The organism is Pyxidicoccus caerfyrddinensis, from assembly GCF_010894405.1.
Taxonomy (GTDB): Bacteria; Myxococcota; Myxococcia; order Myxococcales; family Myxococcaceae; genus Myxococcus; species Myxococcus caerfyrddinensis.
The window spans coordinates 1-22,297 of the sequence record NZ_JAAIYA010000017.1; the positions used below are offsets into that span (position 1 = coordinate 1).

The 22,297-nt window shown below is 66.2% G+C and carries 21 protein-coding genes and 1 pseudogene; 10 read left to right on the top strand and 12 right to left on the bottom strand.

Annotation, left to right across the window (positions count from 1 at the left end):
- Positions 1–109 precede the first annotated feature (109 nt).
- Complete coding sequence (locus tag G4D86_RS53940; protein ID WP_275899171.1) at positions 110–241, bottom strand: hypothetical protein; 132 nt, start codon at positions 239–241, stop codon at positions 110–112.
- A gap of 8 nt (positions 242–249) precedes the next feature.
- Here G4D86_RS53940 and G4D86_RS33510 point away from each other — a divergent pair, with 8 nt between their 5' ends.
- The gene (locus G4D86_RS33510) at positions 250–600 is read left to right on the top strand and encodes a hypothetical protein (RefSeq protein WP_163998180.1); all 351 of its coding nucleotides are present in this window, start codon (positions 250–252) and stop codon (positions 598–600) included.
- Between the two features lie 226 nt (positions 601–826).
- On the opposite strand, the gene G4D86_RS33515 is transcribed toward G4D86_RS33510, so the two are convergent.
- From G4D86_RS33515 to G4D86_RS33530, 5 genes are all read right to left on the bottom strand, one after another.
- Complete coding sequence (locus tag G4D86_RS33515) at positions 827–1,933, bottom strand: MBL fold metallo-hydrolase (protein ID WP_163998181.1); 1,107 nt, start codon at positions 1,931–1,933, stop codon at positions 827–829.
- Entirely contained in the window at positions 1,881–4,868 is a 2,988-nt protein-coding gene (locus G4D86_RS33520) for a hypothetical protein (RefSeq protein WP_163998182.1), read from the bottom strand. The genes G4D86_RS33515 and G4D86_RS33520 overlap by 53 nt, the downstream gene beginning before the upstream one ends.
- A 100-nt stretch (positions 4,869–4,968) precedes the next feature.
- Positions 4,969–5,226, bottom strand: a complete 258-nt coding sequence (locus G4D86_RS53185; protein WP_240360611.1) for a hypothetical protein — start codon at positions 5,224–5,226, stop codon at positions 4,969–4,971.
- Between the two features lie 27 nt (positions 5,227–5,253).
- Entirely contained in the window at positions 5,254–6,375 is a 1,122-nt protein-coding gene (locus G4D86_RS53190) for a sensor histidine kinase (protein WP_240360612.1), read from the bottom strand.
- Positions 6,372–7,154 carry a DNA-binding transcriptional response regulator gene (locus G4D86_RS33530; protein ID WP_163998184.1) on the bottom strand — a complete coding sequence of 261 codons (783 nt, stop codon included), beginning with the start codon at positions 7,152–7,154 and terminating at the stop codon, positions 6,372–6,374. Before G4D86_RS33530 ends, G4D86_RS53190 begins: the two co-directional genes overlap by 4 nt.
- Before the next feature lie 124 nt (positions 7,155–7,278).
- On the opposite strand from G4D86_RS33530, the gene G4D86_RS33535 reads away from it, so the two are divergent.
- A complete protein-coding gene (locus G4D86_RS33535; RefSeq protein WP_163998185.1) occupies positions 7,279–7,506 on the top strand; it encodes a hypothetical protein in 228 nt (75 codons plus the stop codon).
- A gap of 12 nt (positions 7,507–7,518) precedes the next feature.
- A pseudogene (locus G4D86_RS54320) lies at positions 7,519–7,611 on the top strand (hypothetical protein); the annotation flags it as partial.
- Between the two features lie 355 nt (positions 7,612–7,966).
- On the opposite strand, the gene G4D86_RS53945 reads toward G4D86_RS54320, so the two are convergent.
- On the bottom strand, positions 7,967–8,110 hold the full coding sequence (locus G4D86_RS53945; RefSeq protein WP_205519940.1) for a hypothetical protein: 144 nt from the start codon (positions 8,108–8,110) through the stop codon (positions 7,967–7,969).
- A 171-nt stretch (positions 8,111–8,281) separates the two neighbouring features.
- Positions 8,282–9,088, bottom strand: coding sequence for a GNAT family N-acetyltransferase (locus tag G4D86_RS33540; protein WP_163998186.1), 807 nt, complete (start codon positions 9,086–9,088; stop codon positions 8,282–8,284).
- 194 nt (positions 9,089–9,282) lie between these two features.
- Between G4D86_RS33540 and G4D86_RS33545 the strand changes: the two genes are divergently transcribed.
- The 6 genes from G4D86_RS33545 to G4D86_RS33570 all read left to right on the top strand — a co-directional run bounded on the left by G4D86_RS33545 (position 9,283) and on the right by G4D86_RS33570 (position 14,936).
- On the top strand, positions 9,283–9,648 hold the full coding sequence (locus G4D86_RS33545; RefSeq protein ID WP_240360613.1) for a hypothetical protein: 366 nt from the start codon (positions 9,283–9,285) through the stop codon (positions 9,646–9,648).
- A 272-nt stretch (positions 9,649–9,920) separates the two neighbouring features.
- On the top strand, positions 9,921–10,526 hold the full coding sequence (locus G4D86_RS33550) for a sigma-70 family RNA polymerase sigma factor (RefSeq protein ID WP_163998187.1): 606 nt from the start codon (positions 9,921–9,923) through the stop codon (positions 10,524–10,526).
- Entirely contained in the window at positions 10,513–10,890 is a 378-nt protein-coding gene (locus G4D86_RS33555) for a hypothetical protein (protein WP_163998188.1), read from the top strand. Before G4D86_RS33550 ends, G4D86_RS33555 begins: the two co-directional genes overlap by 14 nt.
- The gene (locus G4D86_RS33560; RefSeq protein WP_163998189.1) at positions 10,887–11,615 is read left to right on the top strand and encodes an ImmA/IrrE family metallo-endopeptidase; all 729 of its coding nucleotides are present in this window, start codon (positions 10,887–10,889) and stop codon (positions 11,613–11,615) included. The genes G4D86_RS33555 and G4D86_RS33560 overlap by 4 nt, the downstream gene beginning before the upstream one ends.
- Before the next feature lie 2 nt (positions 11,616–11,617).
- A complete protein-coding gene (locus G4D86_RS33565; RefSeq protein WP_163998190.1) occupies positions 11,618–12,802 on the top strand; it encodes a hypothetical protein in 1,185 nt (394 codons plus the stop codon).
- Positions 12,803–12,854: 52 nt separating this feature from the next.
- Entirely contained in the window at positions 12,855–14,936 is a 2,082-nt protein-coding gene (locus tag G4D86_RS33570) for an ATP-binding protein (RefSeq protein WP_163998191.1), read from the top strand.
- Between the two features lie 12 nt (positions 14,937–14,948).
- Here the strand turns inward: G4D86_RS33570 and G4D86_RS33575 are convergent, their stop codons facing one another.
- Positions 14,949–16,595 (bottom strand): cyclic peptide export ABC transporter, encoded by a 1,647-nt coding sequence (locus G4D86_RS33575; protein ID WP_163998192.1) that lies wholly within the window; start codon positions 16,593–16,595, stop codon positions 14,949–14,951.
- A gap of 128 nt (positions 16,596–16,723) precedes the next feature.
- A complete protein-coding gene (locus G4D86_RS52285; protein ID WP_205519974.1) occupies positions 16,724–17,002 on the bottom strand; it encodes a hypothetical protein in 279 nt (92 codons plus the stop codon).
- A 136-nt stretch (positions 17,003–17,138) separates the two neighbouring features.
- Here G4D86_RS52285 and G4D86_RS33580 point away from each other — a divergent pair, with 136 nt between their 5' ends.
- Entirely contained in the window at positions 17,139–18,131 is a 993-nt protein-coding gene (locus tag G4D86_RS33580; protein WP_163998193.1) for an endonuclease/exonuclease/phosphatase family protein, read from the top strand.
- 5 nt (positions 18,132–18,136) lie between these two features.
- On the opposite strand, the gene G4D86_RS33585 is transcribed toward G4D86_RS33580, so the two are convergent.
- Both G4D86_RS33585 and G4D86_RS33590 read right to left on the bottom strand, forming a co-directional pair.
- The gene (locus tag G4D86_RS33585) at positions 18,137–18,676 is read right to left on the bottom strand and encodes a YceI family protein (RefSeq protein WP_163998194.1); all 540 of its coding nucleotides are present in this window, start codon (positions 18,674–18,676) and stop codon (positions 18,137–18,139) included.
- 153 nt (positions 18,677–18,829) lie between these two features.
- Positions 18,830–21,907: an ATP-binding protein gene (locus tag G4D86_RS33590; RefSeq protein WP_163998195.1), complete on the bottom strand. Its 3,078-nt coding sequence runs from the start codon at positions 21,905–21,907 to the stop codon at positions 18,830–18,832.
- Positions 21,908–22,297: the final 390 nt, after the last annotated feature.

Sequence of the window (22,297 nt, forward strand, 5' to 3'; positions counted from 1 at the left end):
CAGGGCTCGCTTCTTCTTCTGGTTCTTGCGCACACAAGGCCGAACGGAGCGGGTTCCTGCCGCTTCCCCGCTCGTCCTGCGCCTGCCTGCCCTCCGGGCCGATCGAGAATCACGCCCCGTCGTTTAGGTCCACGAAGAAGCTCCGGGCGGCCGCGAAGTCCTTCCCGGACGGGATGAATGGCTTGAGGGCGGTGATGGTCATGGCGCCCGGAACATAGAACCACTCCTGTCGCGATAGCATCTGGAGCCATGACTGCTCTCGCCACCAGCTCGGACTCACTCGCGCGCAAGGCCCTCGTCTCCGGCGGCGTCGCGATGGGGATGTTCGTGCTTGGATGGGTGTGGGTCTTCATTGCGATGGCCATTGATCTTGGCGATGCAGGGACGTTCCGGCCACTCGTACTCATCGCGACCATCCAGATGGTCGCGGGCTTCCGGGGCCTCATCCACATCGTGAAGGCGCGCAGCCAGGAAGCGCTGGGACTCGGGCCGGCCATCCTATGGGCGCTCGCCTCGCTCTTCTTCGGGCTGCTCGGGCTGACAGGTGTTCCGTTGTTCCTGCTGCTTCAGGGTGCAGTGAAAGTGGCCTTCAAGGGCTGAGAGTGCCCCTCCTCGCCCGTTGAAAGACGCTCTTCTCGGTGCCAGCCGTAAGGCGCGGCTGGTGCTTTCCGGCAATCCGATACCGAGCTGACGGCAGCGCCACGACTTCCTCTCGCCGAGTCAGGCCCGGCGGCAGCCTATGCAGAAGCAAGCAGCCTGCCTGATTACGACCAACTTGGTGTCTCAACAATCCGGCGTGGTACACCTGAGGGCTCGCGAGAGACGCTCAGCCAATCATCAGTACTAGCGATTCGCCTCCGCTGCCTGGGAAGACGGTGGTGAAGCCGTAACGAACTTGGAGGCTCTCAGACTGCCAGCGCAGCGCAGAGAGCGAAGCGGAGTTGAAGTGGAGCCTGACATCGCGCCTCTCATAGATGATCCGGGCGATAGCTTGGGCATCCGGGTGACGGAATCTCTTGCCGTCCGTGGAGATGAGGAAGTTGCTGCACTCCACTAAGTTGAGCCAATCGCGGGTGACGTTGCGCTTGCTGCCGTGGTGGGGCAGTTTAACTGCGCCAACAGGCAACCTGCGCAGTCCGCGCTCCCGAAGCAGCCGTTGGATCGTCGTGGCAAGAACGTTCGGCCAAGCATCTGCCGCAAGAAGGCACGCATGCGGCCCAACCTCAGCGAGCAATGCGATGCTGCTTCCATTCGCAGGTGCATCGTCACGATGCTCCGGCTCTGATGCCAAGGCCTTCACGTCCAGTCCGCCCAACAGATCCAGTTGCTCCCCTCCGGGCGAGACGGGCTGAGCTAGTTCTTCCTCTGCAGAACGAACCTCCCGCGCCCAGACAAGCGCCATCTTCTGAAGCGTGGCTGGCGTGGGCGACAGCACCGTCAGCGCTAGCCCCCCTTGCAGCTCGATGCGGGGCAGCACACCCACGTCCAGCGCGACGATGGGGCCACGATGGAACGCCTCATTCCAGCGCCCTGCCTTGGCGAGCACCGCCAGCGCCGCACCCTGTGCGGGGCCGAGCAAATCATCGTTGGCCCGCCCTTCTCGAGCGAAAGTGGCCACTCCCGCCGAGCCGAGGGCATCAGCCAGAAAGGGCTTCATGTGAAGAAACCCATTGAACCAAAGATCGTCATAGGTGACGCCCAGTGTGGTGTCCCTGAGCAACTCTAGAATGCCACCCATGTGGTCCACATCCACATGGGTGACGACAATCAAGTCAAAGTGCGGCCGTATCTCTCGGGAGAAACGAGCGCGGAGTGCTGGGTACGAAGCGGGAGTACCCCCATCGATGAGGATGCGCTGGGACCGCCCATCATGCAGATGCTCAAGAATCAGGCAGTCCCCGCATCCGGCGGGCAACATCTCCAGTTTCAGCATCGACGTCCTCCCTCGGCCCCGTAGGCGCAACCAGGAACCAGTCTACGTCCCCATATACGACGAGGCCGAGCATGAGCGGATCTCCTCCAGCGAAGAGTTTGCGCCGCAACCGAATAAATGCATCGCCCACGTTCACGGCCCCACTGCGCACCAACTCCCCCAGCCCAGTGAGCAACTCTGCGGTAGTGGGGCCGGCATGCCGTCCCAGCATGTCTGCGATGCTGCTGACCACCACGGCTGTGCCGCGGCCAGCCGACAGGAACTGGCCCACGACACTCTGGAACTTCACCGCTGGCAGTACGGGGCTGCATCCCAGCAACAGCACGAGGACGCCGCCACTGGAGTCCCGCTGCCGCACGTGGCGCTCGTGGAGGCGCGAGACCGCGAGCGCCTCGTCCGCTATCTCTATGGTGGGAACATCCGTGCTCTCCTCTATGCCCGCGTGGACGATGAGCACCAGAAGAGATGGTGCGTCCTGCTGGATCGCCTTCGCCCACTCCTTCCACCCCTTCACCTCCTGTGTGCAATCGGGCCACAGTGCTTGGAGCGTATGTCGCACCTTGTCCATGCTACCAACGTCGTGGCTGTCCACCAGGTGGCTGGCTCCAACGAGCCCCTTTAGCAAAAGCGGGATGGTCCGCCGTTCACGACTGGGCATGGACCTCAGCCCCACATCACCGCGCGCCTGCTCGGGGTCGACTACGCGCTGCCGCTCAAGGACGCGGGTGAGTCCCCAGAATCCAGCAGGGCATACGTAGTCTTCGGCCAGTTCCTCGTCCAAGTGACACGCGTGGTCACACCTACCGGTCTCAAGAGCCTGTCGAGCGTTGGGACAAAGTTGAGCCTTGGTATGTGGCGCGGGGAACTCATAGAAGAACTCAACGGGAAGGAAGGTACCCCTTCTGGCCTCCAGGAGTTGGATCCGCTTCCCCTGACGCAGACCGGGGCCAACCCCAGGTTGTTCGACCACCATTCTCCAGAGCAGCGCCCCTTGATTTGCCAGCGTCACCAGGAGAGTGACGAGGCGCACATCGTCTAGGCTTCCGGGACGGTCAGCACTCAGAGTCAGCTCATCCAGCCGGGCGCGGAGTTGACGGATGGACTCATCTAGGTCTGGTTGGTCGATATTGATCCAGCGTGCCTTTTCGTTTTCCACCACCATGGTACCCGCGACACCCGCTGCATCATGATTGAGCACCAGCGCAGCATCGAAGTGCGTCCGCTCATCCAGTGCATCGCTCGGAGAAACAGGTGGCAGCTCCATGTCCTGTTCCACGCCACGCCACACTCGCGCACGCGCTTCCACGGATGGCACAACAGGGGCAGAGACCAAAGCTGTCTGGAGGACTCGATTGCGGTATAAGACCGTAATACGCGCGGAGAAGCGCTCAGCGGACGGCCCTAATCCCACCAGCGCAGGTGTGGAGAACGTGAAAGAGCATGGAGCGCTATCCCCCTCGGTGGGGAAATGGATGCGAGCCAACTGCGGCGGCGGTGGCTTACGACCACCGGAGATGTCCGCGAAGACGACGGTGAGTTCATTACCGCCAGGAGATGAGGGCAGGTCTGTTTCAGGGAATGGCTTCCACACGAAGCGCGAGCCGAAATGCACCGGCCCAATGTGAACCTCCAATCGGTAGGTGTGGTCGGCCAGCAGTGCACCGGGCTCGTGCACAACATCCCCCTCGTCGGTGGAGAAAATGTTCGCTTGAAGATACCGAGGCAGTGGCTTTCGAGGCGGCTTCGGATCCAGCGCGGGGGGAATGCCGGGCGCCTGCGACTTCGGCACGTCCAAGCGCTCCTCCGCAGAACGTACGGCCCAGCGCAACTGCGCGAGTGCCGCTCCCAGCCCAGGCTGACTCCCGACGCTTTGCTCCGACAAGAACCGCTGGAGGGCAACCGCTAACGCAGGGGCGCTCAACTGCGAGCTTTCCACACCCAGAGAATGAGCCAGCGGGGCCGGAACCACGACGTCGACCAACTCGAAGCGGTCCCGCAACATTTCGGAAAACCGAAGGAGCTCGATGGCAGCGCCTTGGTCATCCCATGCCGCCAGCTTCGCCTTCGTGAGGAAACTCCAAGAAGAGAGCAGGAACGGCACGGCGAGCGAACGACTCGCAAGCAGGGCCGCCTCATCGAGTGCACGACCACTGCTCAGCGTGGCGAGTAGCGCGAGCCAGTAATCCTCACGCCTCTTCATGGGGGTGCGGACCACTAACACCGCGTCCGTGTCCAGCCGGTAGCGGAGTTTGAGCCCCAATGCCATCGCTTCCACCGCACTCTTGCGTTCTGAAACGAAGGCGATAGCGATGGCGCTAGACGGCATCTCCCGGGCTTGGGTCCCTGGCGTACCTGGTACGAAGGAGATGTCAGGGGGAACCAAGAGCACATGGCCGACGGCCGAGTTCTCTAAGGAAAGCCCGCGCACCAGCGCATCACCACCTGACACGTTCTCCCTTACAATCTCGATGAGGTGTCGTTCCGAGGACTGCGCCACTATCTCCAACGGCCACGCGAAGGGGCGCTCTATCCGCGGTTCACCAGCTTGAATATAAACGGACGCCGCTCCTACGGACGGGTCAGCAAGCAGTTCTGCGAAGTAGGCCAGCACCTCTGGGTTCTCATCGTCTTGAGCAATTACAATCCGGGGAGGACCGAGCTCTGAAACCAGATTCGCCCAGTTGGCAGCGAGTCCGTCCATCCACATGGGCCAGAATGCATAGAATTGCTCAAGCGTTGCACGGTCTCGCGAGGAGAACCCGAACCGGAGCGGCTCATCCGGAATAAGCCCACTGAAAGTGAGGCGCTCCCCAGGGTAAATGCGCTCAATACCCATTTCAGGGTGCGAGGCAAGCACTCCCAGCATGGCGAATGCAGGCGCAGTGCTTCGCCCGCTGCCCCCTCGCTCAAAGCGTTCGAAGAAGTGCTTGTTCACGTCGAATACATTCTCCTAGCCCCGCTTCAGGCGGCAGCCACAAGGCTGATCTTATCCCACCGAAACGGGCCAGGGCGTCATGTCCGCCCCTATTCGTCGCTCACAGCCGCTGCGGAAACGTCGACTGGGACACGCCCATCTCGGCGAGCGACTCTCGGACGAGCGCGACCTGAAGCTGATTGCCCCGCACCACCGAGAGCGCAGCAAGCCGCAGGATGGGATGGAACTGCGGCGCTACAGGCGGAGCTCGGAGGTGGAGCGCTTCTTCGCCTCGCTCCATTGCTTCCGGCGCCTCGTCATCCGCTACGAGCGCAAGGCCGAGAACTTCCTCGGCATCCTCCGCCTTCTTGCTCCCCATTCTCCTCCGCCAATTCTGAGATGGGCTCTACTTTCGCTTTTGAGCCTTGGCCTGCTGTCGCTCCGTGTAAACGGGGGTCTCGAACCTAAACTCCCATTCCGATCTATCAACCCCCACCTGTCGCTGAGTAAAACTAAGACTTGCGCCGTGATGTCGTGCAATTAATCCAGCAAGGTACAAGCCCTGACCTGATCCATCTGCAGATGCGGCGGCCATCTGCCCCCTCCCTCGCTGTCTAATCATTCGGGCCTCTTCGGCCTTACTGCTCGGAGGGCCAATGCTGGACACGCTGAATCCAACAGACGGAAGATTGTTCATGGCTCCCTCAAAGACCCGAACCTCAACCATCGTCTCCGGGGGCCCATACTTGATTGCATTATCGATCAAAACGCTTGGAATAATATAAAATGTTCGGTCGTCGGCTTTGATCGCAGAGAATGATTTTCCGGTCAACAGGAAACCAATCCTCCGTTCGTCAGCCCTGGGTTTGTATACGTGGCAAATCTTGTCAACAAGCTGATATAAGACAAACCCCCTCAGTGGCGCCTTTTCCAACAGGGATGGATTTGCAAGCAGGTCGAGCGCATCCATATGGAGTGACATCATCTCCGATGCCTTCTCGGCCCGCACGATGTCGCCCTGAAGAACAGGACGTCCCTCCTTGAGCGCCATCACAGATCGCTCCATTATTACCTTCACGGTCTGATTGAGACGCCTCACCTCGTGCAGCGCCTCGATATAGCTATTCCCCCCTTTTCTTGAAATCCTTACGAGCTGATTTGCGGCATCCGAGAAGCGTCTGATTTTCTCCTCAAGCAACTTCGCCGAGATGTTGGACGCGGGGGCATCCTTCTTGAGCTTCCTATACCCCTCTGCTTCGGGGGTGAGCAACGCAGTCAGTGCAATTTCGCAATCCCCGATCTGTGTCCTTTGGGTTAAAAAACCGTATGGGCATGTGCGCGTTCCTGTCTCCTTCGACGCTGCAAGGGACTTGTAGTGCTCTTGGCATTTCCCAAGAGGGAAGACTTTCCTGCAGTACGGCGGAGCCGGAACTAAGGCTCCATCGACCGGGAGTTGAACATCGGAGAGTCTGACTACTGGGTATGGGCTCAGTGTCAGAAGGAGGTCTTCGAAATTATCAGGATTCATATGGATGACGACGTTGACGCAACAACCAGATCAACCGCCTTACTCGCAAGGGACTCTACCGTCGAAGTGCCAGCTGTCGCAGCGAGCGACCGCACGGCTTCCAGTAGCTGCCCGCTCTTCTTGGGATGGTCCGCCGCTCGCAGGATAAGTCGGCCTATTCGCTTTGCGCTTTCCGATTCCGGCTCAATTCCCAGTGTTGTGCAAATGGCCTTGAAGTACGTTGCTGGCGTTAGTGACTGAGATAGATGGGTTTCGATTTGTTCCATCATCTCGCGAATGCCAGCATCCTTCCGAATTACGCCATCGCTCAACCTGAAGAAGTCGGCCTTCGATGCGTCAAATGTTCGTGATGAAAAGGCAAGAATCTTAAGCGCTGGATTCACGCGCTTCAGATGTCTCAGAACATCCAGTCCCTCATCGTGTCCGAAACTCCGCCCAATTCCTCCATAATCAAGCAGCAGGACATCGTAGAATCCCGTCTCCAGTCGCCCAAAGTTGCTATCGGACGTCGACACCCAGTGCTCGACAGCCAGCCCCTGTCGCTTGAGATCTGCTATCATTTCAGGCACTTCGTCGTCCAGAATAACAACCCTCCCTCGCCTTAGCACTTCGGATCGAGGTAGTTCTGTCGACATCTGCTCGAGCGAGAATCTCTTCTCGAAAAGCCAATCGAACATGAAGGCCTGCGCAATCTTGATAAGTATCAGTGTCAATCCCAAGACCCGTTCCTGCCCGAATCTCTGTCCAAAGTCGCCGCAGTCGTAGCGAGAGCCCAGCACTGAGCATCTCTTTTCCAGCCGTACGCATGCCCCAGACAGATCGAAAAGCGTTTGCGTCTCTCACTGCGAACTCTGCGCTCGCACTCTGCTTCTCGGCGATCCATTGCCCCTGACACTTACCCGCATGAGCGTGCTCGGGCGCATCATGGCGGACACCATGCTGCGCTCGCGCGACCACGAGCACGTGATGGTGAAGTTCATCGAGTTGCCCGAACCGGACGGCTCGCGTCCCTGGGCGCTCGTCCTCCACGAGTTCTCCAACTCCATCCCGCTGCCATACAAGATTGCCCGGCGGCTCACCGCGGGGCAGGTCGAAGTCGCGAAGGGATTGCTCAGGAACTTGTCCAACTAGCAGCTCGCCGAGGACGTCGGCCTGTCTCTGCACACGGTGAAGACGCACGTGCGCGACATCTACAAACGGTTGATGTGCGATGGCCGGGTCGACTTCCTCCACTAGGCCGCCCGCATCCTCAAGCCCATCTGAGCGGCCACGAGCGGGTCTGGCCCCTTCGTAGTTCCAGACCCGCTCGCGGCGCCCAGCAGTCGCACCCCTCGTCTGTACCGGCGCTCCGCCACCCTTGTGCTCGGGCCCGTGACGGCGCCCTCCCTCGAGCTGAACCCGGGTGATGAACCGCACGGCGCGTCCTCCACAGTCGGTGCAACTGTTCGAATGGGAGAATGAACTTCGGGTGCCGGGCTGTCCCTACCCCCGGGGAGGTATGGCTCCCCTCACCCCTCGCGGAATAAGACTGGGTACAGCGCCCGCGTGGGACGGGCCAACAGCAGCACGGCGGCCTGGTCCTCTCGGTCCGTCAGCGCCCGCAGCACCGCGGTCTGCTTTGCCACAGGTCCCCATCCACGTCCCCGAGGCTGCGCAGGAACGTCACCGCCTTGCGGATGTTCGGGATGGCGTCCACCTCAATCAGCCGCTCCACCGCCCTGCCCGCCCGCGTCACCGACAGGTACTCGATACTCCAGCACGTACGCCGTGTCCGGCAACGCCGGCGGCACTCCCGCCCTCGACGTGAAGACGCTTCAGCCCGTGTACGCGCACGGACCTCTCCTGTTCCGGGCGTCTTCAGGTCCCAGGTATTGCGAGTTGAAGGTGAAGGGGAAGTCGCAGCGCGTCAGGCAGCGCGGGAGGCGCGGGAGTCCAGCGCCTCGAACCGCGCGAGCGTACTGGCCGGAATCTCATCCAGCGCGGCCATCAGCGGCAGGGTGAAGCGGCGGAAGCCTGCCTCATAAATGGGCTCGGAGATGAACCTCGCCCCCATCTTCCTCGCGAACAGCGAGGGCGCTCGGGGCATTCGCAACCCGTCCAGCTGCCCCTGCCTCGCGCGCGCCCGCTCCTGCGCCGTGTACAGCGGGTCACTCGGAATCACGGGTGACTCCCCTGGCGCCGACACCTTCACCTTCCAGCGCGGGCTCAGCCAGCCCCGGTGCGCCGCCACCTGGTACACGAGGCGCGCGTCCTCCTCCGAGTCCGTGTCCAGGTTCGCCGCCGCAATCCAGTGCGTCACCCCGCGCCGCCGGCTCTCCTCGTAGATGCCCGCGTGCAACCTCGCCACCGCTTCCGAGTGGCGCCACCGCTCGAGCACACAGAAGCGCGCCGTCTCCGCGAACAGCCGGCTCTCAGCCACGACACCCGACAGGTCCAGCTTCTGCTCCAGCTCGATGCCCAGCCGCCCCCCGGTGTCGTGCGCCACCTCCGGGTTGGGCAGCAGGATGCGCACCGTCGCCACCGGCTCGCGGTCCGCGTAGACGACCAGGTGCACCGTCGTGTCCAGCGTGTCGAAGCAGCTCACCTCGCGCCGGGACGGCGGCGCCTTTCCGGAAATCAAACGCAGCTCTCCGCCAAAGACGGCCCAGCGGACGCGCAGCGCGTCATCGAGCTCGCGCTGGGTGGTGGCGACACGGCAGTGCATGGATGTCATGGGGTCCCCTCTCGGAAGCAGTCCGGCGTTGCGCCGTCCTCCCTCATTCCTTCGTCGCGGAAACCCGAAGTGCGAGCCGCGTCCTTTTTTCATGACATGTCCACCGCGAGCGCGGAGCGTTTGTCGAACTCCACCCGGCGTCTCCGAAAGAGGCCATGGGCAATCCATGGAAATACGCACAAAGGAGGATTCCGATGTCCACTCCCGCCTGGCTCGGAGCCGCGGTGCGACGCAGCCATGGAGAGGCCTGGATGCTGGGGTACGCCTTCGCTCGCTACCGCCAGCTCGAGAGTTGCTCCGAAGAGGCGCTCGCGGCCGGGCTCGGCTGCACCCTGGAAGCGCTTCAATGGCTGTCACTGTGCCGCCGTCCGCAAGGGGAGGCCTTCACGGCGCAGGCCTCCGCCATCGCCGAGCGCTTCTCGGTGGAATTGCTGCCCCTCGTCCAGGTGCTCCGACGCGTGGAGGTCCTGGAGGCGCTGTCGGCACGGCATGACTCCGCCGGTAACAGCGGCATGCAGATGGCAGCCAGGGACAGCACTGGCGACGACGAAATTCACTGACACGGCCGGGTGACTGTGCCCTGCCTGACAGGCGTCTCGTCCCTCGGGAGGGAGGCCGCCCTGTCATTCCAGACGGAGGGGATCATTCACAACCCAGAGTGAGGCAGAATTGACATACCCCCCAAGAGGTAGGGACAGGCTGGACTGCGAAGATCAACCTCTTGCATGATCATGCGCAGGCCCCTGCGTCGAACTCCGCTGGTTGGTACCGAAGGAGCAAGCGAGATGCGACGAAAACGAGGCGGGCTGGAGTGTCGCGGAGGGGTGTGGGGATGAGCTTTCCATCACAGTCGGAGGAGGAGACGCTGCACCAGCGTCTCCTGGACGGCGACCCGGTGGCCTCCCGTGATGTCATCGAAGCCTTCGTGGACCCCATCCTCGCGGTGCTCGGCGGCAGCAGGATGACGGGTCTCCAGCGCGACGAGGCCTATGACTCCATCATCGACGTCCTCTTCGCGTATGTGCAGGACCCGAAGCGGTTCATTCCTGGCAAGGCGCGCCTGCGCAAATACCTCACGGAAGCGGCCAAGAAGAAGCTGACGGACCGGCGCCGCTCCCGCGAGTCCCGCGAGCGGCGGGAGCAGAATTTCGGGGTCGCTGTCGAACTCGAGGCGAGGTCTCCGAAGGAGGTCATGGAGACATCCGTGGAGGCTCGCGAAGCCATGGAGTTGCTCGACAAGAGTCCGTTCCAGCCGAGGGACTTCATCCTGCTCAAGCTCATCCTCGAGGGCGAGGGGTCCACCCATGCTGTGAGCGAGGCCATGGGGCTGCCCCCGATGCCCGAGGCGGAGCTTCGACAGGTGGTGAAGCGGCACAAGGACCGTCTCCTGAAGACCCTGGCGCGTACCGGGGAGGAGTGGGCCGATGTCGACCCCTGAATGGCTGGCGCGGGCCGCCCAGCGAAGCCAGTCCGAACCCCGAATGATGGGACATGTCTTCGAGCAGTACCGGCAGCTCGAAGGCCACTCCGAGGAACAGCTTGCGAAGGAGTTGGGCTGCTCGCGAGACATGCTGCGCTGGATGGCCCTGTGCCGTCGTCCCGAGGAGTCGCACTTCGAGGAGCAGGCCACCGCCATCGCCACGCGCTTCCAGGTGGAATTGCTGCCGCTCGTCCAGGTGCTCCGGCGGGTCGAGGTGATGGGGGCCATCGTCCAGCATGCGAGGGATGTGTCCGAGGTGGGCCTGCCCACGATGCAGGTGGCCGCGAGGGACGACTCCGGGGACGAAGAGACGGGCTCATGACGGCACGCTGGCTGGAGGAAGCCTCCGCGGTGTTCAGCACGGGGGCGCCTCCCAGGTTCCCCCGGAACATGGCGTTGGAGATTCAGCTGCGACTCCACATCACCGTGGTGCCACTGGAGCGCCCGACGCCCGAGAGCATGAGTCAATGGATGCAACAGCGGGGCAGGACTCGCCGGCCGGAGGAGTTCCCCCGTGACGTCCATGGCTGCATGGTGTGGGACGTGGGCAATGGCATCCTCTTCTACGACAGCCAGAGGGACGCCGCCGAGCAGCGCTTCACCCTGGCCCATGAAGCGTCGCACTTCGTGCTCGAACACCTGCTCCCGCGCCGTCGGGCCGTGGAGGTCTTCGGAGAGTCCATCCTCGCGGTGTTCGACGGAGCGCGTGAGCCGACTCCCGAGGAGCGGGTGACTGCGCTGTTCGAGCGGGTGTCCTTGAAGCCCCGCTCGAACCTCATCGGCCGCAACGCCTCCGGCTACTACCCCAATGGCGAGGTGGCGGAGGCGGAGCGGCGCGCGGACCAGCTCGCGCTGGAGCTGCTGGCTCCGGCGGCGCTCGTGCGTCCCCTGGTGGAGGGCGCGTCCGAGCTGGAGGCCTCCAGGCACGTGCAGTTCCGCTTCGGCCTGCCTGAAAAGGTGGCCTGGACGTACGTCGCGTCGCTGCGCCGCCGCCTGCGCAAGCCTCGTTTCTCCAGCCAGAGCTTCTTTGGATTGGACGGAGGGTGACCATGTCGGAAGGGGTTCCGCCAGAAGAAGCCGAAGAGGAATTGTTTGGAGACGACGAGTTCGAGGCGGCCTTCGGTGAGCAACTGGCCGTCACGCTCGACCTCAACCGGTGGTCCACGGGGCTCGACCTGGACATCGTGATGGAGCGCTTCCGTCGGGAGATTGCCAACGCGGTGACGAAGGAGGACCGGCTGCGAGGCCTCGTCCGCACCGAGCTGTTTCCGCGGCTCCCCGGGCGCAGCAACGCCTTCCCCGAGGCCGGCGTCTACCACGTCACGCCCGAGGAGCTGAGCCTCGTCCACGAGCGATTGCTCTTCCAGGGCCGCGCCGACGCCGTGGCCAGCTCGTCCGTGTCTCACGACAGCATCCCCATCGGCATCTCCCAGATTGGGGTGGCCATCGTCGGCTACGGCGGCACGTCTGGCGCCTTCTCGCAGCGCCTCTACCGCAAGGAGGTCGCCCAGCGAAGCGGGGATGGCCTCCAGGAGGCGATGGACTACATCGCCATGCGGCAGAACCGCTTCAAGGACCGGCATGACGCACAGTCCCGGCTCGCCCGCCGCGGCATCCGCGCCTACGCGGAGCGGGCCGCGCTGCTGGACAAGTCCTCGGCCGAGTGGCGCATCGGACTGAACAACCCCTGCGCCCATGAGCTGCTCACCGGCTCCGGCTACATGAGCCTCCTGCAGAAGTCCCTTGGCCTGCTCGAGCGGCTCATCCACGAGCACAAGAAGTTCGTCTTCGTCTCCAACACGCTCCAGGACCGGGGCTTCCTCACCATGGGCTTCGCGCTCGACCCGGGCGAGTTCGTCCTGCTGGAGACCCTGGAGAACGACGGGAAGCACCTCGTCGACGGCTGGCAGTACGGGGACCGGAGCAAGCGCCTGGCGAGGCACTTCGTGAGGGAGTCCTGCCCCCACGTGGTGAAGGGGCTGTTCCGCGTGTCGGACCACTCCCCTCCCCGCATGTTCTATGCGCACCGGGAGCTCGTCCATGAGGCGGTCCGCGTCGCCATGGCCGACAGCGTCCTCCGGCAGGAGCGGGGCTTCCCCATGCTCCTCGACGTCGCGGAGATGTCCTGCCGCGCCGCCTTTGGCGAGGACGGCTTCCAGGGGCTCGTCCAGGACGCCTATGCCCATGCGGGCGCGAACCTCCAGTACTTCAGCGGGCGCGGGCTGCGCCGCTAGCCGGGGAAGGTGAACGATGGCCAATGATGGCAATGGACAGAGGCCTCCAGGGATGGAGGGGCTGAACGGCGGCAGGACGACTCCGCTTCACGTGGTGAATGGCTCGCGGGGGGAGGCGCAGCGCCCGGCGACACCTCCCGCGGGCAATGGCTATCGGCCCGCCGGTGCGCCCCAGTCCAACGGCGCCAAGACGGTGCCGCCCGTGGTGGCACGCGGAACGCCCGAGGACGTCGTCCGCCCCAATCCGCCCGAAGCAAAGGCCGCGATGGACGCGCTGCGGAGCGAGGCGAAGGCGGCGGCCCGACTCGACCCCGAGCTGGAGAAGGCCGTGGGCTTCACGCACTTCGACACCCCGTCCAGCCAGGACAACCTCATCACCGTCCTGATGACCCGGGATGATTTGCACCTGCTCGCGTCGCAGACGCTGGTGCGGGTGAAGTCGCGCGAGGACGGACGCGCGTACCTCGGCGTCGTCGTGCGCGGCCCCTTCGCGGAGCCCAATGCCGTCCCGGCCAACTCCACCATGGCCATTGGCGTGGTGACGCAGGGCAAGAAGCTCTCGTACACGTTCGACTACCACGGCCGCGCGGAGGTGGAGTTGCTCGGCGAGGAAGTGGAGGGCACGTTGAAGCCGCCCCGCTTCCGGCCGCAGCCGCAGAGCCCCGTCTTCGTGCTGGATGAACAGGAGAGTGAGCGCGTGCTCGGCGTGGGCGGAGACCTGTGCCTCGGCGTCGTGGTGGGCTACGAGAACATGGAGGCCCGCCTCCATGCCCGGGACAAGGCCATCCTCCCCCGCCACACCGGCATCATCGGAACGACGGGCGGCGGCAAGTCCACCTCCGTCGCCACCCTCATCCACCGCGCCCAGGCGGCGGGCATCGCCACCATCGTCTTCGACGTGGAGGGCGAGTACACGCACGTGGACCAGCCCACGGACCATGCGGCAATGCTCGAAGCGCTCAAGCGCCGCGGGCAGAAGGCTCAGGGCGTGCGCGACTTGCACATCCACCACCTCACCGGCCGCACCAGCCGCAACCCGCGCCACCGGAACCTGCGTGAGTTCGCGCTGAACTTCTCCAGCCTCTCGCCCTACGCGCTGGCCGAAATCCTGGACATGTCGGACGCGCAGCAGGAGCGGTTCCTCAAGGCGTACGACGTCACCAAGCTGCTGCTGGAAGACTTCGGCATCTTCCCGAAGACGGACGAGGAACGGCAGCAGGCGCTCGACGTGGACGAGCTCACCACCGGCTACCCCGGGATGACCATCCAGCACGTGCTGGACGTCGTGAATGCATACATCTACAGCCTCAGCGACGAGGGCCGAGCGGAGACCAAGACCCGCGCGCGTCCTGCCAGGGGCCGGCAGGCCTCCATCCTCGACGGGCTGGACCCCGATGAGCCGCAGCAGCCCGAAGCGCCGCCCATCGGGCCCTCGCTCTTCAGCGAGTTCCGGAGCAGCCCCGGCAAGGTGATGGCGCGGGTGATGCAGCAGAGCAGCCGGCTCGAGGTGAGCTGGAAGGCACTGGCCAGCAAGCTCCACCGGCTGCGCCGGCTCAACATCTTCGACGTGGGCCGGGTGCCCGGCGTGGCCTATGCCTCCATGCTCACACCGGGGCGCGTCTCCGTCATCGACCTGTCGGACACGGATTCACCCCAGCTCAACAACCTGGTCATCGCCGACATCCTCCGCGGGCTGCAGGAGACGCAGGAGGCGCGCTACCAGAAGGCGAATGACAACGAGCAGGCCGTCACACCCGTCCTCATCATCATCGAGGAGGCGCACGAGTTCCTCTCCGCCAGCCGCATCACCCAGATGCCGGTGCTCTTCGAGCAGGTGGCCCGCATCGCCAAGCGCGGCCGCAAGCGGTGGCTCGGGCTCGTCTTCGTGACGCAGTTGCCGCAGCACCTTCCCAACGAGGTGCTCGGCCTGCTCAACAACTTCATCATCCACAAAATCACCGACAGCACCGTCATCTCCCGGATGCAGCGCACCGTGGGAAACATCGACGAGGGGCTCTGGAACCGGGTGTCGCGGCTCGCGCCGGGACAGGCGCTGGTCTCCTTCAGCAACTTCACCCGCCCGCTGATGGTGGCCGTGGACCCCGCGCCCGTGAAGCGCCTGCTCGTGGAGTAGCGGAGCCTGTACCTATCCAGCTGTTCCAGACCTGAGCGCGGCGACAGGCGCGTCCAGCACGAGGCCGGACTCCAGGCGGACCACCCGGTCCGCCAGCGCGAAGTACCGGTCGTCGTGCGAGATGACCACCAGCGCCTTGCCCGCCGCCTTCAGCTCGGGCAGCAGCTCCTTGTAGAAGACGTCCTTGAACGTCGGGTCCTGGTCCGCCGCCCACTCGTCGAAGACGTAGATGGGCCGGTCCTCCAGGTACGCCGTCAGCAGCGCCAGGCGCTTGCGCTGCCCCTGCGACAGCTCCGTGGTGGAGAGCTTTCCGTCCTCGATCTTCACCTTGCGGTCCAGGTGCAGCCGGCGCAGCAGCTCCCCTGCCCTCGTCAGCAGCTCCGGCGAGCCGAGCCCGAGGAACTGCCCGAAGAGGTGGAAGTCCGAGAACACCGTCGTGAAGTGCTGCCGGTACCGGTTGCGCTCCTCGTCGGTGATGACCTGCCCGTTCAGGCGGATTTCGCCGGACTCCGGGCGGTACAGGCCGGTGAGCAGCTTGGCCAGCGTCGTCTTCCCGCTGCCGTTGCCGCCCACCAGGAAGACGCACTCACCGGGCACCAGCGACATGGAGATGGGGCCCAGGGTGAAGCGCGTGTCCTCGTTCTCCCGGTGGTAGGCGTGCGTGACGCCCACCAGCTCCAGGCGCTGGAAGGTGCGCGGCTCCTCGACCTCGGCGATGGACTCCTCCGCCCCCTGCTGGGTGATGGACAGCCCCAGCTGCTCGATGTTCCCCGCCGCCACGCCCACGCGCAGCAGCATGTGGACGAGGTTCATCACGCTGTCCAGCGGCTGCTGGAGGTACAGCACCACCAGCGTGTAGCCGATGAGCGTGCGCTGGTCGATGCCACCATAGGCGGGGTAGGCGAAGAGCAGCAGGCCGATGAGCGAGAAGAGCAGCAGGAAGCCCCAGGCCTGTCCGTACGCCCCGAAGTCCGCGCTGCGGGTGAACAGCGCGCGGATGTCCGACGCGGTGGGCTCCAGCGCCTCTTCCAGGAAGGCCACGCGACGGCGGCGGTGGAGCTTCAGCTCCTTGATGCCGCCCGTGAGGGCGCCGAAGTGCGCGAAGAGCGTATTGACCTTCTGCCTTGCGCGGAACAGCAGCGCACGCGCGCGGCGCTGGAGCAGCATGTACATCGTCAGCCCGAGCACCAGCACCGCCACCATCCCCAGGAAGACGTACCCGGACAGCCACGCCAGGTAGACGAGGCAGCCGATGATGGTCGCCGAGTCGATGACCAGGGTGGGCATCTGCACCAGCCCCTGGCTGACGGTGATGGCGTCCTCCTGGAGCGCGGACAGCAGCCGGGGGTTGCCCACCACCTCCAGGTTGCGCAGCGGGGCGGAGAGGATGCGACGGCTGAGCCGCATGCGCAGCTCATACAGCGTGCCGCTGTTCAGCCGGACGAGCAGCATCTGCGTGGCGGTCCGGGACGCCATCGCCAGGAGCCCTACTCCCACGAAGGTGAGCACCGTGCTCCGCTGCAGCGGCCCCTCCCCGGTGAGCACATGGTTGATGAGCGCGATGAGGCGCGCGCTGCTCGCGCCAGATGTGACACCGAGCAACACCGCGAGCACGAAGAGCCCACGCGAGGCCCGCATCAGCAGGGAGATGACCTTCATCCAGAGGCACCGAGGGAGACCCGGAGCCATGTCCAGGTGCAGAGCGAGGGGCCGCCACCATAACGAGCGACACTGCCCGGGCCAAGCCCGGTGCACCTGCTCCCCGAGTTACCCGGATTGCCGCGCCGTCACCGATGGCCCGCGTCGTCGGACGACCCGGGAGGGGGTGGGGGCCGCCCCTCCCGCTTCTTGAAGCCCCACGAGGAGCTCCACATGCCCGGCCCCGTGAAGAGCACCGTGACGAGGGTCATCACCGCGGCACCGATGAGGATTTCCACCAGCATGTCCACACCCGCTCCCTTGTGGCGATGACCCGCGTCGCGCGCTGCGAAGGACTCCCCGACCCCGCTCCACCCACCGGACGCCTGGAAGCCCACCGTGCAGGCAGCCTCCGGACGGCCGGCCATCCGTCATGCCGCAACGCTCTCCCGAGCGCAACGCGCCTCCGGATGGAAGCCCTCCATTGAACCTAACGTCTCCACGAAGCGCGGGGCATGACGGTGCCGGGCGCTCCACGTCTGCGGTGCTAGGCTTCCCGCCCCCATGTCCCTCCTCCTTGCTGGCGAGCCGCTCGCGCCGGGCCGCCCCCTCCGCCCCACCCTCCGCCGTGCGGCCACGCTGCTGGGGCTCGCCCTCTGCCTGCCAGGCTGCCAGGGGCGGGAGTCACCCCGTGCGGACGACGTCTGCCCCACCGGGGACTGTGGGACGCCCATCGTCGCCGAGAACCACCTGCGCATCGCCGCCTTCAACGTGCACCGCCTCTTCGACACGGTGTGCGACTCCGGCGCGTGCGGCGGCGCCAACTACGAGGCCCTCCCCACGTCCGACGCCTTCGGCTCCCAGGCCGACCGGCTCGCCCAGGGCATCTCCCGGCTCGAGGCGGACGTGGTGCTGCTCGGCGAGGTGGAGACGCAGGCCTCACTGGACGCGCTCGAGACGCGGCTCCCCGAGTTCGGCCATGCGGTGCTGGGGGAGATCAACACCCCGGCCTCCGTGGACGTGGCCGTCCTCTCCGCCTGGCCCATCCTCCTGACGCGCGGACACCGGGAGCAGGACCTCCCCCTTCCGGGCGGCGGGACGACCCGCTTCGCGCGCGAGCTGCTGGAGGTGCACCTGGACACGCCGGGCGGGCGGACGATTGTCTTCGCCGCGCACTTCCGCTCGAAGGTGAGTGACGACCCCGCGCGCCGGCTCGCCGAGGCGGAGGCGGCCCACGACATCATCGTCGCCACGGCGCGCGAGTTCCCCGACGCCCTCGTGGTGCTCGGCGGAGACCTCAACGACGTGCCCGGCTCGCCGCCGCTCGCGGCACTTGAGGACGGCGGGGAGTTGCTCCGCGTCTCCAGCGACCGCCCGGACACCGAGACATGGACGTACGCGTACTTCGGTGACTACCAGGCCATCGACCACCTCTACCTCGCCCGGGGCGGAGGCGCGTACGTGCCCGGCTCATTCCGGGCCGCGCGCGAGGCACGGGGTGGCTACGGCGGCTCGGACCATGCCGCGGTGTACGCGGACTTCCTGACGGCCCCCTGAGCCGCTCAGGCCGGGGCGGGCACGGCCTGGATGTCCAGCTCGACGTCCACCTTCTCGCCCACGAGCCAGCCGCCGTTGTCGAGCGACTTGTTCCAGCGGATGCCGTAGTCCGAGCGGCTGATGGTGGCGCGCGCGGTGTAGATGAGCCGCGTGTTGCCCCACGGGTCCCTGGACGTGGCGGTGTGGCGCGCCTCGAACACCACGGGATGGCTCACGTTGCGGATGGTCAACTCCCCCAGAAGCCGGAAGCCGGAGCCGCCGGTGGGCTCCACCTTCGTGCTCCGGAAGGTGAGCTTCGGCGCGTTCTCCGCGTCCAGGAAGTCCGCCGAGCGCAGGTGCGTGTCCCGCTCCGGAGACCCCGTGTAGATGCTGGCCGTGTCCGCGCTCACCTCCACCTCTCCTTGCGCGGGCTGCTCGGGGTCCACCTTCAGCGTGCCGGTGATGCGCTCGAAGCGGCCATGCACGCGTGCCACCACCATGTGGCGGGCGACGAACAGGAGGGAGGAGTGAGCCGGGTCGATGTTCCAGGTGGTCACAGCGGGCATGGATGAAGGCTCGAAGAAGAGGGCTCTGGGGCCGTTGCGGGTGGCCTCATCCTAGGAACAATCCGGCACCCCGCCACTTGATGGCGCGAGGGCGATTGACGACCCGACGACGCTTCACACTGCGTGACGGCGGCCTTCACGGGCATCCGGTTTTCACGAGGCGTCTCGCGCCTCTTCAGAGGCGCGCGGCAGGCGGTCCGCGAGCAGTGGAAGCTCCACGGTGAAGGTGGCGCCCCGGCCCGGCTCGCTCACCACCGAGACGGTGCCGCCGTGGGCCAGCACCACCTGCCGGGCAATCCACAGTCCCAGGCCGAAGCCGCCGTACCTGCGCGCGGACACCGCCCGCTCGAAGCGGCCGAAGATGCGCTCGGTGTCCGCCGCGGCGATGCCGATGCCGTCGTCCTTGACGGTGATGCGCGCCAGCGCGCCGGCACGCTCCACGCGCACCTCGATGGGCGTGCCCGCGCCATACTTGATGGCGTTCTGCAGGAGGTTCGTCACCACCTGGTCCATGCGCAGCCGGTCGAAGCGGCCCGGCAGCGGCGCCTCCAGGTGCAGCGTGAGCGTGGAGGCCGCGGCGTCTACCTCGTCGCGCACCCGCGCCACCGCGTCCGCCACCAGCGCGCTCAGGTCTCCGTCGTCCAGGGTGAGCGACAGCCGCCCCGACGTGATTTGCGACACGTCCAGCAGGTTCTCCACCAGCGCCGACAGCCGGCTCACCTGCCGCCCCGCGGAGAGGATGCGGTCCCCCACGTGCGTGCGCGCCTCCGGGCTCAGGTTGCGCTCGATGAGCTCCAGCTGCAGCCGGAAGGCGGTGAGCGGCGTCTTCAGCTCGTGGCTGGCCACCGAGAGGAAGTCGTCGCGCGCCCGGACAGCCTCGCGCAGGTGCGACTCCGTCACCTCGCGCCGCGTGACTTCGCCGCGCATCCGCGCCAGCTCCAGCGCCGAGCGCGTGCGCGCCACCAGCTCGCGCGCGGAGAAGGGCTTGACGAGGTAGTCGTCCGCGCCCGCCTCCAGCCCCTCCACGCTCGCCTCCTCGCCGGCGCGCGCGGACAACATGATGACTGGGAGCGAGCGCGTGCGCGGCTCCTCGCGCAGCGCCTTGAGCAGCCCGAAGCCGCCCAGCCGGGGCATCATCACGTCCGTCAGCACCAGGTCGAAGGGCCCCTGCCGGGCAATGGCCTCCAGCGCCGCCTCGCCGTCCTCCGCCGTGACGACGTCGAACACCGTGCCGAGCACGCGCGAGAGGTACACGCGCAGGTCCGCGTTGTCGTCCACCGCCAGCACGCGCCCGCGCCGCGCTTCGCCGGACGGGACTTCGGTGCGTGGCTCCGCGCGCGCGGCCCCGCCTTCTCCCCGGTCCGGCAGCCAGCGCAGGGCCTCCTCCACGAAGGCCCCCGCGCCGGTGGCCGTCGACTTCTGGGAGCGCGCGCCGTGGACGCGGTCGGCTCGAAGGTGGGCGTGCCCCAGGGGCAGCGCCACCGTGAAGGTGGTGCCATGTCCCTCGCGGCTGTCCACGCGCACGTCGCCGCCGTGCAGCCGGGCCAGCTCACGCACCAGCGACAGGCCAATGCCGCTGCCCTCGTGGGAGCGGCTGCGCGCGCCCTTCACGCGGAAGAAGCGGTCGAACAGGTGCGGCAGGTCCGCGGCGGGAATGCCGGTGCCCGTGTCCTCCACCGTCAGCAGGACTTGCCCACCCTCCTCGCGCAGGCGCACGGTGATGCCGCCCTCGAAGGTGAACTTCAGTGCGTTGGACAGGAGGTTGAGGACGACCTTCTCCCAGAGCTCCCGGTCTACGTAAACGGGCTCGGAGACGGGCTCGGCCAGGGGCGGGCAGTCCACCGTCAGCACCAGCCCGGCGCGCTCCACGGCGGAGCGGAAGCCGCTGGCCAGGTCCGCGGTGAGCGTCGCCAGGTCCACGGGCTCGAAGCTCGCCTCCAGGCGGCCCGCCTCCAGGCGCGAGAAGTCCAGCAGCGTGTTGACCAGCCTGAGCAGCCGCAGGGCATTGCGGTGCACCAGCTCCAACTCCCGACGCTCCGTCTCACCCAGGCGCCGCGACGCGAGCAGCTCCTCCACGGGCCCCAGCATCAGCGTGAGCGGCGTGCGGAACTCGTGCGAGACGTTGCTGAAGAACGCCGTCTTCACCCGGTCCAGCTCCGCCAGCGCCTCGGCGCGCTTGCGCTCCTCCTCGTAGGCGCGCGCGTTGCGCAGCGCCACCGAGACCTGCCCCGCCACCAGCTCGAAGTACGCGCGGTAGTCCTCATCGAGCGCGCGGTTGGGGCTCGCCCCGGCCACGAGGACACCCAGCGGCGCCCCCTGCCCTTCCGAGGCCAGCGGCAGCACCAGCGCCGAGCGCACCGCGTCCCCCCAGGGGCCCCCCGTGACGGTGACGCGGCGATCGACATCCTCCACCCGCACCGTCTCGCCCGCGGCGGCCCTGGCGAGCGGCCAGGGCGCATCGCCGTCCGCCGAGAGGTCCACGGTGGCGGGACTGGCGTCGCCACCTTCCGGAAGCCCGAAGGCGCCGTGGAGGTGAAGCCGCGAGCCATCCGCCGAGCGCAGGTAGAGCAGCGCGAAGGGCACCTCCAGCGGATGTCCGGCGATGGCCGTCGCCAGGTCCCCGCACGTCCGCTCGAGGCCGCGAAGCTCCCCGGTCCTGGCGGCGAGGTCCCTGAGCAACCGCAGGCGCCGCTCCGCGATGACCTGCTGCGTGACTTCCGTGCACACCGCGAGCATGCCCACCACCGCGCCCGAGTCGTCCTCCGCGGGGGCATGCGACACGTCGAAGTAGGACTCCTCGCGGTAGCCCGAGCGCTCCAGCAGGAGCAGCAACGCCGGCAGCCAGCTGGCGACGCCCGTCTCCATCACCTGCCAGATGACCGGCCCGAGCGTGCCCCAGGCCTCCGCCAGCGTGACGCGGATGTCGATGCCGAGCGCCGCCGGGTGCTTGTCGCCGATGAGCCGCGAGTAGCCGTCGTTGTAGAACTGGGTGAGCTGAGGGCCCCACGTGAGAATCATGGGGAAGCGCGAGGCCAGCATCGTCTTGACGAGCACCTTGAGGCTGTGCGGCCACGTCTCCGGTGGCCCCACCGGCGTCGACGCCCAGTCCCGCGCGCGGATGAGCTCGCGCAGCTCGCTGGGGCCACCCAGGGCCTCCAGCCATGCGTCCCGAGCGGGGCGCGTCGCCGCGTCCTCGGGCTGGAACTTGTCGCGCCTGGATTGCTCGGCCATCGCCCTCGGACTCCTCCTGTGACTGCGCTGACTCCGGTGCCCTGGCCCGGAGAGAACCGGGCCTACACACGCTCACCCACTCGAGGGCTTATCGGTAACCACTCCCGGCCAGGGCTGCCCTCCAGATGGGCGTCAGGCCGCGTACTCCGTGGAGCGGAATGAAAAGAGGTGTCATGTGCCTGACGCCCGGGGATGTCCACCCAGAAGCACCGGTGGGGCAGGCAAGGCACCAGGCCTCCGTCCGCGCCCTCAGGTTGACGCCGCGTGGGGGCCTGAATTCCCCGCGAAAGTACCGGAAGGTCTCCACCGTCGGACACCAGCTCAGGAATCACGGGCCGACTTCGTCGCTCACTCGCCTCATCCCCGGGGCCATCGTGGCTTCCGGGCGCT